The organism is Kitasatospora sp. NPDC041917, from assembly GCF_055589745.1.
In genome coordinates, this window is record NZ_JBVJBI010000005.1 from 249,290 (window position 1) to 266,869 (window position 17,580).

General features: G+C 75.2%; 4 protein-coding genes. All 4 read right to left on the minus strand.

Annotation, left to right across the window (positions count from 1 at the left end):
- Nucleotides 1–64: 64 nt before the first annotated feature.
- The 4 genes from ACZ6EM_RS08470 to ACZ6EM_RS08485 all read right to left on the minus strand — a co-directional run bounded on the left by ACZ6EM_RS08470 (nucleotide 65) and on the right by ACZ6EM_RS08485 (nucleotide 17,428).
- The gene (locus tag ACZ6EM_RS08470) at nucleotides 65–2,350 is read right to left on the minus strand and encodes an MDR/SDR family oxidoreductase (protein WP_465772063.1); all 2,286 of its coding nucleotides are present in this window, start codon (nucleotides 2,348–2,350) and stop codon (nucleotides 65–67) included.
- Nucleotides 2,347–15,630 carry a type I polyketide synthase gene (locus ACZ6EM_RS08475; protein ID WP_465772064.1) on the minus strand — a complete coding sequence of 4,428 codons (13,284 nt, stop codon included), beginning with the start codon at nucleotides 15,628–15,630 and terminating at the stop codon, nucleotides 2,347–2,349. Before ACZ6EM_RS08475 ends, ACZ6EM_RS08470 begins: the two co-directional genes overlap by 4 nt.
- Nucleotides 15,631–15,764: 134 nt before the next feature.
- Nucleotides 15,765–16,001, minus strand: a complete 237-nt coding sequence (locus tag ACZ6EM_RS08480; protein ID WP_465772065.1) for a DUF5988 family protein — start codon at nucleotides 15,999–16,001, stop codon at nucleotides 15,765–15,767.
- A 341-nt stretch (nucleotides 16,002–16,342) separates the two neighbouring features.
- Nucleotides 16,343–17,428: a response regulator gene (locus tag ACZ6EM_RS08485; RefSeq protein ID WP_465772066.1), complete on the minus strand. Its 1,086-nt coding sequence runs from the start codon at nucleotides 17,426–17,428 to the stop codon at nucleotides 16,343–16,345.
- Nucleotides 17,429–17,580: the final 152 nt, after the last annotated feature.

Consider the following 17,580-nt stretch of genomic DNA (forward strand, 5'->3'; position numbering starts at 1 on the left):
GGAGCCCGGGCCTGCCGCCGGTAGGGGCGGTGACGGTACGGGCGGTGACGGCACGGCAAGGGGCTCAGCCGCCCTCGGCGGCGGGTCCGGTGTCCGGCGCGGCCTCGGCCGCGGTCAGGACGGGGGCGTCCGTGTGGCGGGACGTCTCGTAGAGGCGGGCGAGGAGGGCGGGGCGCTGCGGGTCGGGGGCCGACGGCAGCACCACCAGCGTGGCGGCGAGCCCCAGCGAGTGTCGGTGATCGACCAGCGATTCCAGTACGGCGAGGCCCCGTACCGGGTCGTCCGGGGCGCGGGCCGGGCCGTTCGGGCCCGCGGTGGCGATCAACAGGAAGGTTTCCAGGGGGAGTTCGAGGGTCGACCGGTGCAGGATCGCGGCGGTGCCGGCCGGTTCGTCGTCGGCCGGTTCGCCACCGGCCGGTTCGCCACCCGCCGGTCCGTCGCCGTCCGGCGCCCTCCGGTCGTCGGCGGCGGTGTGCACGACGGCGGTCAGCGGGGCCACGGCCGAGGCGTCCGCCAGGACCTGCCGCACGGCGTCCGGGTCGGTGGGATCGGCGTTCACCGGATGGAGCTCGGCCGGCCGGCCGGCCAGCCGCGACCGGAGCCGGGCGAGGCCCTCGTCGTCCTCGTCGTGGGGTGCGAGGAGCCAGATGTGCCGGGAGCCCCGGCCGGTGGCGAGGTGGTCGGCCAGCGGCACGGTGTCGGCGAGCGGGCCGACCAGCAGGACGCCGTCCCGCGCGTCCCCGGGCGGCGGGATCCGCAGCACCAGCTTGCCGGTGTGCCGCGCCCGGCTCATGTGGTGGAAGGCGGCGATGGCGTCCTGGACGTCGAAGACGTGGACGGTGGGCGGGTGGAGCACTCCGGTGGCGAAGAGCTCCCGCAGGTCGTGCAGGATTCCGGCGAGTTGCGGCGGTCCGGCCGCCTCCCGGAGGTCGAAGGGCAGGTAGGAGACGCCGGGGTGGTCCCGGGCGATGTCGTCGGGGTCGCGCGGGTCGGTCTTGCCCATCTCCACGAACCGGCCTCCCGGACGCAGCAGACGCAGGGAGGCGTCGGTCGCCTCGCGGGCGAGGGCGTTGAGGACGACGTCGACGCCCCGGCCGGAGGTGGCGTCCAGGAACTCCCGCTCGAAGCCGGTGTCCCGGGAGGAGGCGATGTGGTCGTCGTCCAGGCCCAGCCACCGCAGGGCCGCGTGCTTGGGCGGGCTCGCCGTGCCGAACACCTCGGCGCCCGCGTGGCGGGCGAGCCGGACGGCGGCACTGCCGACGCCACCGGAGGCGCAGTGGACCAGGACGCGTTCTCCGGCCGTCAGCCGGCCGAGGTCGAACAGCCCGTAGGAGGCGGTGGCGAAGGCCACCGGGACGGCGGCGGCGCGGGCGGCCGGCCAGCCCGGGGGCACCGGGACGAGCAGCGGCTCGTCGGTCACGGCGACGGGGCCGAACGCACCGGTGAGCAGGCCCATCACCCGGTCGCCGGGCTTCAGCCGGGTGACGTCCGGGCCGGTGTCGAGCACCGTGCCGGCCCCCTCGGCGCCCAGCGGTCCAGGGTCGCCGGGGTAGAGGCCGAGCGCGTCCAGGACGTCGCGGAAGTTGATCCCGGCGGCCCGCACCGCCACCCGCACCTGGCTGCCCACGAGGGGTTCGCCGACCTCCTCGCAGCAGTCGAGGGCGAGGCAGTCCAGGGTCCCCTTGCCGATCAGGCTCAGCCGCCAGGGCGGTGGGCCGGGCAGCGCGAGCCGGACGTGTCCCGGGGGGAGGGGCAGGAGCGCGGCCGGAACCGACTCCGGCGCGAGGACCTCGCCGGCTCTGATCGCCAGCTGGGAACGCGGGGAGCCGAGCGCCGCGGCGAGCGCCCGGAGGGAGGCCGGGTGCCCGTCGAGGTCGACCACCGCGAACCGGCCGGGCCGTGCGCCGGCCGCGGCCAGCACGCGCTCCCGCAGGACACCCTGCCGCGGATCCGTCACCCGGTCGGTGTCGCGGGCCAGGACGGCGCCCCGGGTGAGGACGACCAGGCGGGGCGCCCGCTCCTGCGGCAGGGCGAGGGCGGCCTCGACGAGGGCCAGTGTCCGGTCGGCCGCGCCGGCCGCCGGTACCACCAGGACCCCCGTCGGCAGCCCGGCCTCCGGACCGGGGGTCAGCAGCGGGACGCCCGGGTGGGCCGCGCGCACCTCCTCGGCGGCCGCCGGGAGCCCGGCGGTCGGGGACAGCACCGCCCAGGCGGAGGGGGCGGCGGCGACCGGAGCGGGGTCCCAGCGGATCTGCGCGAAGGACGGTTCGCGGCCCGGGGCGCCGTCCCGGCCGGCAGTGGCCCGGACGAGGCCGTTGAACGGCAGGGTGCGGGGTGCGGTGGCAGTCATTCCTGGATCCCGTCGATGGCGGCGAAGAGCGCGGCGTCCTCGGCGGTCCCGGCCCAGTGGGTCGCCGGCTCCGGTTCGGTGGCCCCTTCCGCCGGCTCGGCGGCGGAGACGGGCCGCAGGTCCGCCAGGAGGCGGGCGGCGAGCGCCCCGGGCGTGGGGTGGTCGAAGACCGCCGTGATCGGCAGCGCGGCCCCGGTGGCCCGGTTGACCCGGTTGCGCAGCTCGACGGCGGTGAGCGAGTCGAAGCCCAGGTCGGCGAAGGGCGCGTCGGCGTCGATGTCGTCCGTCGAGGAATGGCCGAGGACCTGGACGACCTCGCTGCGCACCAGGTCGGTGAGGATCCTCCCGGCCTCCTTCGGGTCGGCGTCGGCGAGCCGGCGGGGCAGGGTCCGCTCATCGGCCTCGGCGGCCTCGACGGCCTGCGCGCTCTGCTGCCGGGGCCGGACGAGGTCGCGCAACAGCGGCGACGCGGCGCCGTCGTGGTGCAGGGCCACGCCGCTCAGCCGCAGGGGCAGCAGGACGGCCTCGTCGAGACGCTGTGCCTCGTCGAGGAGCGCGAGGTTGTGGGCGGCGGGCAGTTCGGCGATGCCCAGGTGCTCCAGCCGTCGCAGCGCGGTGGCGTCCAGATGGCCGGTCATGGCGCTGCGCTCCGCCCACAGGCCCCACGGCAGGGACAGGGCCGGCAGGTGCAGGCCGCGCCGGTACTCGGCGAACGCGTCGAGGAAGGAGTTGGCCGCCGCGTAGTGGGCCTGCCCGGGGGTCCCGAAGACCCCGGCCGCGCCGGAGAACAGGACGAAGGCGGCCGGGGCGTGCGCCAGGGTGGCCAGGTGGAGGTTGATCGCGCCCTCGACCTTGGGCCGCAGCACCGCGGTCACCTGCTCGTCCGTCAGCTTGGCCACGGTGCTGTCGTTCAGGGTGCCCGCGGCATGGACGACGGCGGTGAGCGGCCGGTCGCCGAGATGGGCGGCGAGGACGGCGTCCAGCTGCGCGCGGTCGGCGGTGTCGCACGCGGCGATGGTGCAGTGCGCGCCCAGCTCGGTGAGCTCGGCCCGCAGGGTGTCGGCGCCGGCGGCGGCCTCGCCGCCCCGGCTGAGCAGGAGCAGGTGGCGGACGCCCTGCTCGGCGACGAGATGGCGGGCGAGCAGCCGGCCGAGGGTGCCGGTGCCGCCGGAGACCAGGACGGTGCCGTCCGGGCCGTACGGCAGTGGCGCGGGCGGCGGGACGGCGGCCCGGGTGAGCCGGGGTGCGTACACCACGCCTTCGCACAGGGCGAGTTGCGGCTCGGTGTCGAGCGGGAGCGTGGCCAGTGCCGATGCGTCGGGCTGCCCGGTCGCGGGGTCGACGACGCGGCCGAAGTCGTCGACGTCGAAGAGGGTGAACTGACCCGGAGCCTCGTTCTGCGCGGAGCGGACCAGGCCCCAGACCGCGGCGGCGACCGGGTCGGGCGTCCCACCGGGGACCGTCGCGACGGCCCGGTGGGTGAGCACGACCAGCCGACTCGTGGCCAGGCTCTCCTGGGCGAGCCAGCTCCGCAGCAGCTCCAGCGTCCGCCGGACGGCGGCGTGGACGGCCGGAGCGAGGCCCTCCGGCCCCGGGGTGCCGGTCGGCAGGGGGTGCAGCACCAGGTCGGGGGCGGGCCGGGCGGAGCCGAGATCCGCCACGAGGGCCGCCGGGGCCGGGTGGAGCGGCGGGGGCCAGCCGCCGTCCGGCCGGGGCCCGGGAGCGGCGCCGAGCCACACCGCGCCCGGCTGTCGGCCGGGCGGGGTGGCGGAGGCCACGGGCTTCCAGGAAAGGCGGTACAGACCCTCGCCGCCGAGACGTCGGCGCGGAGCCCGGGCGCCGGCCGGCCGCATGACCAGGCGCTCGATCCGTACCACCGGGTTGCCGTCCCCGTCGGAGACGTCGACGGTGACGCTCTGCTCGTCCAGCGGCCGGATGCGGGTGCGCAGTGTTCGCGCGCCGGGCCGGTGGAGCCGGACACCGCCCCAGTGGAAGGGGAGTTCGACGCCGGCCGGGCGGCGGAGCAGCAGGCCCTGGAGGGCCGCGTCGAGCAGGGCCGGGTGCAGGGCGAAGGCGGGGTCCTCGGCGGCCAGGTCGTCGGGGAGCCGGGCCTCGGTGAAGATGTCCTGGCCGCGCCGCCAGATCCCGGTCAGCGCCCGGAAGGCGGGGCCGTAGTCGTAGCCGCGCAGGCCGATGTCGGCGTAGAACTCGTCCACGTCCAGCGGAACGCTGTGGTCGGGGGGCCAGGACTCGGGCGCCGGCGTGTCGGGCGGCGGCGCGGAGGGGGCGAGGACGCCTCGCGCGTGCAGGGTCCAGGGTTCGCCGGTGACGGCGGTGTGCGGCCGGGAGCGGACGGTGACGCTCCGGCGTCCGCCGGGGTCCGGGCCGCCGACGGTGAGGTGGAGCTGGGTGCCGTCCTCCTCGCCCAGGTGGAGCGGGGCGAGGAGGGTCAGCTCGGTCAGGTGCGGGCAGCCGGACTCCCGGCCCGCGTGCAGGGCGAGGTCGACGAAGGCCGTGCCGGGCAGGATGGGGGCGCCGTGGAGGGCGTGGTCGCGCAGCCAGGGGTGGGTGCCCGGGCCGGCCCGGCCGGTCAGGACCAGGCCGTCGTTCTCGGGGTCGGGCAGGCTGATGTCCAGGACCGGGTGGTCGGTGGAGGCCGCGCCCAGGGTGGCCGCGCGTTCCTGCCGGGTGTCGGCGCCGGAGGTGTCGACCCAGAAGCGCCGCCGCTGGAAGGCGTAGGTCGGCAGGTCCGACGGCTGCCCGGGGTGGTGCGGGTTGAGCGTGGCGGTCTCGACGGCGACGCCCTCGACGTGGGCTCGGGCGACGGCCGCCGTGACGTGGCGCAGCGTGCCCTCGCCGCGGTGCAGGGTGGGCAGGGCCGTGGCCGGCCGGTCCGCCTCGTCCGCGATCTCCAGCACCGCGCTGGACAGCAGCGGGTGGGCGCTGGGTTCGACGAAGAACCGGTAGCCGTCCTGGAGGAGGGCCCGGGCGGCCAGGTCGAACCGGACCGGTTCGCGGAGGTTGCGGTACCAGTAGGCGGCGTCCAGTTCGGCGGCGTCCACCGCGGCGCCGGTGACCGAGGAGTAGAAGTCCAGTTCCCCGGCGGCGGGCGCCACGGGGGCCAGCAACTCCACCAGCTCGGTGCGCAGTTCGTCGACCTGGGGGGAGTGGGCGGCGTAGTTGACCGGGATCCGGCGCGCCCTGACCCGGTCGGCGGCGCACTCCTCCCGCAGCGCCTCCAGCTCGTCCGCCGGGCCCGCGACCACCACGGCCCGGGGGCTGTTGACCGTGGCGACGGTGAGCCCGGGGTGCGGTTCCAGCCGCCGCAGCGCGTCCTCGTGGGAGAGCTGGAGGGCGAGCAGGCCGTGGTCGCCCTCCAGACGGGTCAGCGCGCTGCTGCGCAGGGCGACCACGCGGGCGGCGTCGGTCGGCGAGAGGACACCGGCGAAGCAGGCGGCGGCGATCTCGCCCTGGGAGTGCCCGACCACGGCGTTCGGCCTGACCCCGGCGGCGTGCCAGAGCCGGGCGAGGGAGAGCTGGACGGCGAAGAGCGCGGGCTGGACCACGTCCACCCGGTCCAGCAGTTCGGCGCCGGCCCCCGGGGACAGCGCGCGCCGCAGCGACCAGTCGGTGTACGGGGCCAGGGCGTCGGCGCACTGGGCGATGCTGTCGGCGAAGACCGGGCTCTCCTCGATCAGCCGGGCCGCCATGCCGGGCCACTGCGAGCCCTGGCCGGCGAACACGAACACCGTCCGGCCCTCGGCGGCCCGTCCGGTGACCAGGTCCGGGTCGGTGTCCCCGCTCGCGAGCGCGCCGAGCGCCCGCAGGCAGCCGTCCAGGTCGGGGGCGGTGATCGCGGCCCGGTGGGCCAGGCGGGCGCGGCCGGTGGCCAGGGCGTGGCCGACCGCTTCGGCGGAGGAGGGCGGGTAGGCGTCGAGGTGGAGGCGCAGCTTCTCCGCCTGGGCCCTGAGGGCAGCTTCGCTGTGCCCGCTGACCAGCCAGACGGGTGGCGCCAGGACGGGCGGCCGGACGGTCGGGTCGGCGGTCGGGTCGGCGGTCGGGTCGGCGGCCGGTTCCGGTTCCGCCGGGGCCTGTTCGACGATCAGGTGGGCGTTGGTGCCGCTCACCCCGAAGGCCGAGACGGCGGCGCGGCGCGGTCGGCCGGTGTCCGGCCAGGGGACGCTCTCGGAGAGGATCCGCACGGCGCCGGTGCCCCAGTCGACGTGCGGGGTCGGGGTGGCGGCGTGCAGGGTCCTGGGCAGGACGGCGTGCTGGAGCGCCAGGACGCTCTTGATCAGTCCGGCGACGCCGGCGGCGGCCTGGGTGTGGCCGACGTTGGACTTGAGGGAGCCGAGGTGGGCCGGCCGGTCGGCGGCGCGGTCGCGACCGTAGGTGGCCAGCAGGGCCTCGGCCTCGATCGGGTCGCCCAAGGTGGTGCCGGTGCCGTGGGCCTCGATCAGGTCGACGTCCCCGCTGCTCAGCCCGGCCCGTTCCAGGGCCTGGCGGATGACGCGCTCCTGGGACTTCCCGTTGGGCGCGGTCAGGCCGTTGCTGGCGCCGTCCTGGTTGACGGCACCCGCGCGGATCACCGCCAGGACCGGGTGGCCGTTGCGGCGGGCGTCGGACAGCCGTTCCAGGACGACCGTTCCCGCGCCCTCGGCGAACCCGGTGCCGTCGGCCTCGGCCGCGAAGGAGCGGCAGCGGCCGTCGGGGGACAGCGCCCGCTGCCGGGAGAACTCGATGAACAGCCCGGGCGAGGCGATCACGGTGACCCCGCCGGCCAGGGCCAGGGCACTGTCGCCCAGGAGCAGCGACTGGCAGGCCAGGTGCACGGCCACCAGGGACGAGGAGCAGGCGGTGTCGACCGAGACGGCGGGTCCTTCGAGCCCGAGGACGTAGGCGACCCGCCCCGAGATCACGCTCAGCGGTTTGCCGGTGGTGAGGTAGCCCTGCATCTCCTTGGGCGCCTCGTGCGAGCGGGAGCCGTAGTCCTGGTAGACGGCGCCGGCGAACACCCCGGTGGTGCTTCCGCGCAGCGACCAGGGATCGATCCCGGCCCGCTCCAGCGCCTCCCAGGACGTTTCGAGCAGCAGCCGCTGCTGGGGGTCCATGGAGAGGGCCTCGCGGGGCGAGACGCCGAAGAACTCGGCGTCGAAGTCGGCCGCGCCGGTGAGGAACCCGCCCGAGGTGACGTAGCTCTTGCCGTGCGCGGCGGGGTCGGCGTCGTACAGTCCGGCGAGGTCCCAGCCGCGGTCGTCGGGGAACGAGGAGATGGCGTCGGTGCCGGCCTCCAGCAGCGTCCACAGCTCCTGCGGGGTGTCGACCCCGCCGGGCAGCCGGCAGGCCATGCCGATGACGGCGATCGGTTCGACGGAGGAGCGGGGCTCGGTGACCGCCGCCGGGACCTGCCGGGCCGTCCGGTCCGCGGCCTTCCCCGGTGCTTCGCCACCGTCCAGCCGGGCGTGCAGGTGGGAGGCCAGGGCGGCGGGCGTCGGATGACTGAACGCCAGGCCGGTCGGCAGGCGCAGGCCGGTCGAGCGGGACAGGCGGTTGCGCAGCTGGACGGCGGCCAGGGAGTCCAGGCCGAGTTCCTTGAACGGCCGGTTCGGGGCGATCGAGTCGGGCGTGCGGTGGCCGAGGACGGCCGCGGTGGTGGAGCGCACGAGGTCGGCCAGCACCTGCCGCTGCCGGGCGGGCGGCAGTTGCGGGTAGTCGGCCGGAAGCCCCGTGGCGGTGGCGTGCCCGGAGTCCTCGCTCCGCTCCTGCCGGGCCCGGCGGACCAGGGGGAGATCGTCCAGCATCGGGCTGGGACGGTCGGCCGCCCGGGCGGCCAGGAACAGCGGCCAGTCGAAGCGGGACACGACGATCCGCGGTTCGCGGCCGGTGGCCAGCGCGGGCAGGGCGGCCGCGGTGGACTCGCCCGTGAGCGAGAGCAGGCCCCGCTCTGTCATCCAGTCGCCGTGTCCGGCGCCGAGGCCGCCGGGGGCGAGGCCCCACGCGATGGAGGTGGCCGCCAGGCCCTGCGCCCGGCGGACGTCGGCGAGCGCGTCGAGGTAGGCGTTGGCCGCGCCGTACGCGCTGTGGCCGCCCATGCCGACGGTGCCGAGGACCGAGGAGTAGAGGACGAAGGCATCGAGGTCGCGGCCTTCGGTGAGGTCGTGCAGGTGCTGCGCCCCCTGGGCCTTGACGGCCAGCACCTGCTCCAGGTGGTCCTGCGTCAGCTGGTCGATCATGGCGGCCGACAGGACGCCCGCGGTGTGCACGACGCCCGTCAACGGCTCGTCCGGTGGGACGGCGGCGAGGACGGCGGCGAGCGCGTCCCGGTCGCGGACGTCGCAGGCGGTCACGCTCACCCGGCTTCCCAGGGCCGTCAGTTCGGCCGTGAGCTGGGCCGCGCCCTCGGCGTCCGCGCCGTGCCGGCCGAGCAGCAGCAGGTGCGGGGCGCCGGCGGCGGCCAGGGCCCGGGCCGCGTGGGAGCCGAGGAAGCCCGTCCCACCGGTGACGAGGACCGTCCCCCGTGGCGTCCAGCCGGGGCCCGGCGGCAACGCGGCCCGCCGCAGGCGGCAGGCGTAGCCGCCCCGGGACCGGACCGCGATCTGGTCCTCCGGGCCCGCTGCGGCCAGGACGGCGCAGGCCCGGCGCAGGCTCTCCGGATCCGGTCCGAGCGGGAGGTCGAGCAGGCCGGCCCAGCGGTCGGGGTACTCCTGGGCGGCGGCGCGGCCGAACCCCCAGAGCGCGGCCTGGGCGGGGTCGACCACGCGGTCGCGCTCGTCGACGCGGACGGCCTCGCGGGTGGCGCACCACACGGGGGCCTCCGCGCCCAGGTCGTCCAGGGCCTGGAGCAGGGTGGCGGTGTCGGCCAGCAGGCGGCTGGGTCGCGACTGCTCGGGCGGCCGGTGGGAGAGGAACGAGACGACGGCCTCCGGCCGCGGGGCGTCCGCCCCGCCGTCCAGCAGTCGGGCCGCCCCGGCGCGGTCCGTGCCCGGCGGCAGCACCACGGTGCGGACGTCGGCTCCGCCGGTGGCCAGGGCGGTGGCCAGGGCCCGCGGCCAGGGACCCGCGTCCGGGCCCGGGGTGACCAGTAGCCAGGTGCCCCGGGCGGTCGACGCGGGCTGGGCGGCCATCGGTAGCCAGGAACTGGTGAAGCAGGAGTCGCCGAGGCGGGCGCGGGATTCGCGGGAGCCGTGCCAGGCGGCGAGCGCCGGGAGGACGTCGTGGACCGGGGCCTCGTCGGCCAGCCCCAGCAGGGCGGCCACCGCGGTGGTGTCCCGGCGTTCCACGGCCTCCCACAGCGACCGTTCCTCGCCGTCACCGTCCGGCCGGGCGCCGTCGGCGGCCTCCGGCACGGCGGGCAGCCAGTAGCGCTCCCGCTGGAAGGCGTAGGTGGGCAGCGCGACCCGCCGGGCCCCGCCGAGTACCGGAGCCCAGTCCACCGGAAGGCCGTGGCACCAGGCCCGTGCGAGGGCCAGCAGCAGGTCGGCGGGTTCCCCGGCGTCCCGGTGCAGCGAGGGGAGCACGGTGACGTCCGGCGGCGGCTCGGCGCTGTCGGCGGTCTCCTGGATGCCGACCGCCAGCAGGGGGTGCGGACTCATCTCGACGAAGGTGTCGTGCCCCGCGGCGAGCAGGGCCCGGACGGTGGACTCGAAGCGGACCGGGCTGCGCAGGTTGGTGAACCAGTACGCGGCGTCCAGCAGGCGGGCCGGGTCCGTGTCCGCGGTGACGGTCGAGTAGAACGGGATCCGCGCCGGCCGCGGGACGATCGCGGCCAGGGCCCTGGTCAGGGGCTCGTGCAGGACGTCGATGTCGGCGCAGTGCGAGGCGTAGTCGACCGCGATCCGGGCGATGCGCACGCCCTCCTCGTCGCACCGGGCGAGGAGGCGCTCCAGCTCGTCGCGCGGTCCGGAGACCACGGTGGACGCGGGGCCGTTGTACACCGCGATGCCGAGACCGGGACAGCCGTCCCGCAGCCGCTCCTCGACCTCGGCGGCCGACAGCCTCAGGGAGGCCATCGCCCCGTCGGTGGCCAGCGTGCCGACCAGCCGGCTGCGGGTCACGGTGGCCAGGACGGCGTCCTCCAGGGTCAGCGCACCGGCCACCCAGGCGGCGGCCAGCTCACCCTGGGAGTGCCCGACCACGGCGTCCGGAGCCACCCCGTGCGCGCGCCAGACCTCGGCGAGCCCGGTCATGACGGCGAACAGGGCGGGCTGCACCACGTCGTCGCGCTCCAGGGACGGGGCCGTCGGGTCCTGGGCCAGCACCGACCGCAGCGACCAGTCGCAGTGCGCGGACAGGGCCCGGTCGCAGGCGTCGACGTGCGCGCGGAACACCGGCGAGGCGGCCAGCAGGCCGCGCGCCATCCCGGCCCACTGCGAACCCTGGCCGGGGAAGACGAAGACCGTCCGGTGACCGGGTCGGGCCTCGGCCTCGACGGCCTCCCGGGAGGCGGCGCCGTCGGCGTCCGCCGAGCGGGCCAGGGCGTCCAGGGCCGCCGACAGGGCCTGCGCGTCGTCGCCGACCACGGCCGCCCGGTGGTCGAGCGCGGTCCGGGTGGTGAGCAGGGACCAGCCGATGTCCCGGGGGTCCGCCCCCGGGTCGTCCCGCAGGAACGCGGCCAGCCGCCCGGCCTGGGCGCGCAGCGCCCGCGGATCGGCGGCGCTGAGCGCCCACGGGAGGGCGGACGCACCCCACTTCGCGCCGGAGCGGGCGTCGGGGCGATCGTCCGAGCCGGCGTCGGGGCGGTCATCGGGGCGGTCGTCGGGCGCCTCCGGAACGCCGTCCGGAGCCTCTTCGAGGACGACGTGGACGTTGGTGCCGCTGATCCCGAAGGAGGAGACGCCCGCCCGCCGGGGGACCGGTCCACGCGGCCAGCGGACGCGCTCGGTCAGCAGCCGCACCCGCGCCGCCTCCCAGTCGACGCGGGTCGAGGGCGTGTCGATGTGCAGGCTGGCGGGCAGCTCCTCGTGCTGGAGCGCGAGCACCATCTTCACCAGACCGGCGACTCCGGCGGCGGCCTGCGCATGGCCGATGTTCGACTTGAGCGAGCCCAGCAGCAGGGGGCGGCCGGCGTCCCGGCCCTCGCCGTAGGCCCGGCCCAGCGCCTGGGCCTCGATCGGGTCGCCGAGCGTCGTCCCGGTGCCGTGGGCCTCGACCGCGTCCACGGCGGCGGGACCCACACCCGCCTGCGCGAGCGCGCGCCGGACGACCCGCTCCTGCGCGGGCCCGCTGGGAGCACTGAGACCGCTGCTCGCACCGTCCTGGTTGACGGCGCTTCCGAGCAGGACCCCCAGGACCGGATGGCCGTGGCGGCGCGCGTCGGAGAGCCGTTCCAGCAGGACCAGGGCCCCGCCCTCGCTCCACGCCGTGCCGTCGGCCGCGTCGGCGAACGGCTTGCACCGGCCGTCGGGCGCCAGCCCGCGTTGGCGGGAGAACTCGATCCACATGCCCGGCGAGGAGAGCACGGCCACCCCACCGGCCAGCGCCAGCCCGCACTCGCCGGAGCGCAGCGACCGGCAGGCCAGGTGGACGGCCACGAGCGAGGAGGAGCACGCGGTGTCGACGGTCAGCGCGGGCCCGTGGAGACCGAAGGCGTACGCCAGCCGCCCGGAGGCCACACTGGTGGTGGTCCCGGTCAGGGCGTAGCCGGCGCCCTCGCCGGACGCCTGCTGCATCCGCGGGCCGTACTCCTGGGCGGTCGCACCGATGAACACGCCGGTGTCGCTGCCCCGCAGCGAATCGGCGGGGATGCCGGCGCGCTCGAACGTCTCCCAGGCGGTCTCCAGCAGCAGGCGTTGCTGGGGGTCCATCGCCAACGCCTCGCGCGGGGAGATGCCGAACAGGCCGGCGTCGAACTGCGCGGCGTCGTACAGGAAGCAGCCCTGGCGCACGTACGTCCTCCCGGACGCGTCCGGGTCGTCGGAGAACAGCCCGTCGAGGTCCCAGCCCCGGTCGCGGGGGAAGTCCGCGACGGCGTCCCGTCCCTCGCGCACCAGGTCCCACAGCTCCTGCGGGGATCCGATGCCGCCGGGCAGCCGGCAGCCGAGCGCGACGACGGCCACCGGATCACGGCTCTGCTCCGGGAGACCGGCGGACGGGTCCTGGGCCCGGGAGGTCCGCCCGTCCTCGGCGGCCAGCAGCCGGGCCACCTCGGTCGCCGCGGCGCGCGGGGTCGGGTGGTCGTACGTCAGGGTGTCCGGCAGCGTCCGCCCGACGGCCGTGCCGAGTTCCACGGACAGCTGCACGGCGGTGAGGGAGTTCATCCCGAGGTCCGCGAACGAGCGGCGCGGATCGATCCGTTCGCCGGCCGGGTGGCCGAGCAGGGCGCTGGTACGGCTCAGGAGCAGGTCCAGGACGGCCCGTTCGGGATCCGGGCCGGTGAGGGCGGCGAGGTCCGGTGACAGGTGCGTCGGGTCCGTGGGCGAGGCCGCAGGCTCGGTCGGTGCGGTCGGTGCGGTCGGTGCGGTCGGTGCGGTCGGTGCGGTCGGTGCTGCGGAGGGCGGGCGGCCGGTCTCCGCGGGAACGGCGGCGCCCGCGGCCCCCTCGGGCGTCAGCCAGTGCTCCCTGCGCTGGAAGGCGTACGTCGGCAACGCGATCCGCCGTGCGGGCAGGTGCCCGAAGACCGCGGACCAGTCGACCGGGACCCCGTGGACGTACAGCTCCGCCAACGCCCCCGACAGCGCGGCCGGTTCCGGGACCGTGTCGCTGAGCAGCGCGATCGTGCCGCGGTGGTCCGCTCCCTCCGCCTCCAGGCAGCGCCCCGCCATCGTGGTCAGGGTGGCGTCGGGTCCGAGCTCCAGGAAGTGGGCGGCCCCGCTCCGGGCGGCGGCGCGGACGGCGTCGCAGAACCGTACGGTTCCCCGCAGTTGATCGACCCAGTACCCGGCCGTGCACAGGTCCTCCCCGCGCGCCGGGGCGCCGGTCAGGGAGGAGACCACCGGCACCTCCGGCGGCCGGAACCGGATCGACGCGGCGACCTCCGCGAACTCGTCCAGCACCTCGTCGACCTGGGGCGAGTGGAAGCCCTTGGCCACCCGGAGGATCCTGGTGCGCGCTCCGCGGCGCCCGAACGCCTCGGCCATCGCGCGCACACCGCTCGCCTCCCCCGACACGACGACGGCCCGGGGGCCGTTCACGGCGGCGAGCGAAACCCGACCGCTCCATTCGTCCAGCAGCGGGGCGATCTCCTCCTCGGTGGCCTCGATCGCCGCCATCGCCCCCTCCGGGAGCGCGCTCATCAACCGACCGCGCTGCGCCACCAGCAACGCCGCGTCCGGCAGGGAGAACACGCCCGCGACGAACGCCGCGGACAGCTCTCCGATCGAGTGGCCGAGCAGGACGTCCGGGTGGATCCCCCAGCTGGTCAGCAGCCGGTGGAGCGCGACCTCGAACGCGAAGAGCGCCGGCTGGGTGTAGGCGGTGTCGTCCAGCAGGGCCGCCTCGTCGCCACCCGGGTCGGCGAACACCACGGACGCCAGCGGGCGCGGGAGGTGAGCGTCCAACGCCGCGGCCACCTCGTCGAAGGCCGCCGCGAACACCGGCTGGTGCCGGTGCAGTCCACGGCCCATCGCGGGACGCTGGCTGCCCTGTCCCGTGAAGACGAAGGCGACGCCCTGCCGACCGCACGTCTCGCCGGTGCGGACGAGGGGCGAGGGACTCCCCGCGGAGACGTGGGACAGTCCCTCCCGCAGCGCGTCCTGCCCATCGGCGACGACGGCCGCGCGCCAGTCGAAGTGGGTCCGGGTCGTCGCCAGCGAGTACGCGACGTCGAGCGACTGCGGCGGCGTGCCCCACAGGGCGCCCGGAGCAGCCGGGGCCGGATCCTCGACGCCCTCGACGCCCTCGACGCCCTCGACGCCCTCGACGCCCCCGACGTCCCCGATGGCCTCGACGCCCTCGGTGGCCCGGACCGCCGAGGTCAACTGGCCGAGCAGCGTACGGGCCTGGGCCTGCAGGGCCTCCCGCGTCCGCCCGGACAGCACATGGACGTGCTCCGAGCGCACCCGTTCCACCCGCGGTTCCGTTCCGTCCGTCCCCGGGGCCTCGGACACCACCACATGGCAGTTGGTGCCGCCGAGCCCGAAGGAGTCGACCGCGGCGACCAGTGGCACCCGCCGGGGCGACCAGTCCTCCAGGGCGAGCGGAACCCGCAGGTTCAGGTCCCCCAGCCGGATGAGCCGGGACGGCTCCCGGTAGTTCGGCTGCGGGACGATCGCCCGGTGCCAGACCGAGAGAGCGGCCTTGATGAAGCCCGCGATCCCCGCCGCGGCCTCCAGGTGACCGATGGCGGCCTTGACCGAGCCGACCGCCACCGGGTGTCCGCTGTCGTGGGCGGCGCCCAGCGTGCCACCCACGGACCGCGCCTCCACCACGTCGCCGGTCGGCGTCCCGGTGGCGTGGAGTTCCACGAACTGCACCGAGTCGAGGGTCCCGGCGCGGTCGTTCACCCGGCGCAGCAGCTCCTGCTGCGCCGCGACGCTGGGGTGCGTCAGACCCGGCCCGCCGCCGTCGTTGTTGACGCCGCTGCCCCGGACGACGCAGTAGATCCGGTCTCCGTCCGCCAGTGCCGCGGACAGGGGTTTGAGCAGGACGACCCCCGCGCCCTCGCCGGGTACGAAGCCGTTGGCATCCTTGTCCAACGGCCGGCAGCGGCCGTCGGGTGAGAGGGCGCCGAACTGCCCGGCTCCCGCTGCCCCGTCCTGATCGAGCAGCAGACTGACGCCGCCCGCCAGGGCGGCTTCGGAGTCTCCGCGCAGGAGGGACGCGCAGGCCAGGTGAAGGGCCACCAGGGACGACGACTGCCCGGTGTCCACCGTCATGCTCGGACCGCCGAGCCGCAGCGCGTAGGACACCCGGTTGGCGATCATGCTGCGCTGGAGCCCCGCGAAGGTGTGCAGGCCGTAGCCGCCGGCGCCCTGACGCCGTGTGATCACGGCGTAGTCGTCGCGCATGGCCCCGAAGTAGACGCCGGTGTCGAGCCCGCTCAGTGCGGACGGCCGGATTCCGGCGTCCTCGATGCTCTCCCAGGCCACTTCGAGGGCCAGCCGCTGCTGCGGATCGAGCGCGGCCGCCTCCTTCGGCGAGATCCCGAAGAAGTCGGCGTCGAACTCCGCCGGATTCTCGATGAATCCACCGAGGCGGGGGCGGTTCGGGAGCCGCGCCCGGGAATCGTCGGGCGGTGCGGAGATCGCACTGGCGCCACCGGTCAGGAGGGACCAGTAGGACCGGACATCGGGTGCCGAGGGGAATCGGCAGCTCATCCCGACGACGGCGATTCTGTCGTCCACGGACATCACGCTCCTCCACCCGCGGCGCGTCGGGTCGCACCGGGGCGTACCGGATCGGGCCGACGGGTGCCGCGGTCGACGGGTGCCGCACGGGTCGATCCCGGGCTGGCGGCCGCGGTGTGACGGTCGGTGTGCTACTCGGCTATCGACGTGCTGTAGGTCCAGCTGAACACCGGCAGCAGCCGGCCGTCCACGTACTCGGTTCCGCCGTTCTGCTCGAAGTGGTGGTGCTGCCCGTAACGGGTCACGACCACCTGGGCGCCGGACATGGCCGTCGAATGATCTGACGAGGCGTTGGGCAGGCTCTCCGGCCGCCCTTCCAGGACGACGTCGCGCTCGGCTCCGCCGGAATCTGTGACATGAATTCGCATGGACATTCTGTGGCCACCCTGGATGTTGGACCGACAAGGGGGAGTGATTGCGAAGAGTTATCGTTCCAGGTTCTCCGGCCGGGTTTCCCGGGCCCGGTCGGGCTCGGTGGATACCCTCGGTCATTATTTTGCGTTCTGTTGACGCACCAAATCTGCGGAAACTGCTCGATATGTCACCAGTACAGCACGCCTGATCTGTCGGTGCAAGAAGTTCCGGGGCCGGGGTTGATGGAAGGTTTTATGAATGAAAAATACACGATCATTCGGTGTTGCTCGCGGTTGACCAGGGGGGGGAGGTGTTCTCTGTCTGTCACCCGGTGGCCGTTCTGGGGCGCTGTGCCTCAGGAGTCCTGCCCGAAATCCTCTTTCCGGCGGCAGCCCCAGACCCCGACGGTCGACCGCTTCCCGCGGAGCGGCAGGTCCCCGACGAAGACGAGGTCGTCCGGAGGGCTGCTCAGCATCGAGTAGGTCTCGCCGGACAGCAGAATCGCGTGCGGGGCCTCCTTCGTCATCTGTTCGAGACGCGAGGCCGTGTTCGTGGTGTCGCCGACCGCCGCGTACTCCAGGCGGCGGGCGGACCCGACCGTGCCGGACATCACCGGCCCGCTGTTCAGGCCGATCCCGATGCGGAACCCCGTGCCCAGTCCTTCCTGCCGCAGCCACGCGTTGAAGGCGGGGAGGGCGTCCCGGTCCATCGTCCTGGCCGCCGCCAGGGCGAGGTCGGCGTGGAACTCCTGCTCGATCGGTGCCCCGAAGGCGGCCATGATCCCGTCACCCAGATAGGACACCAGGGTTCCGCCGTGGTCGAGAATGACGTCGCTCATCGAGCCGAGGTACTGGTTGAGGGTGCTGATGACCAGGTCCGGAGGGCTGTCCTCGGCCCAGGAGGTGAAGCCGCGGAGGTCGGCGAACATGATCGTCGCGGTGCGCTTCTCCCCCTTCAGCCTGAGGTCCTCGTCGACCTGCAGGAGGACCTTGTCGACGATGGGCGGGGGGATGAAGCGGGCGAACATCCCGCGGATCCGGTCCTGCTCCAGGTCGTGCAGCCGCTTCCGGTTGAGGCTCGCGTCGATGCGCGCTCGAAGAAGGACCTTGTTGGCCGGTTTCGGAATGTAGTCGGCCGCACCGAGGCTGATCGCCTTGACGATGCTGTCCATGTCTTCGACCCCCGAAATCATGATGACCGGAATATCGCGCGTCGCGACGTCCTTCTGGACGTGCTCCAGCACGCTGAAACCGTCCATTCCGGGCATTTCGATGTCCAGTAGAACGGCATCCACGTCTTTCGTCGACAGGAGGTCGCAGGCTGCCTGGCCGTCCTCCGCGGTGATCGCCAGATACCCTTCCATTTCGACGAGCCTGGTGAGGAGCATCCTGTTGACGGGATCGTCGTCCACCACCAGGACGCATGGCTGGTCAAATTTCATGTCGAAGCCTCCCTGCAAGGATTTCGGCACCCCGCAGGATCCGGGCGTACGAGTGCCCGGTCAATAGCCCGCCACCGTGCTCGTTTCGCTGAATCGCAGGCCCTGCGATCCGCCGCGCGGCTGGGGTGCCGGATGGCGGGTCCGTTTCGCTG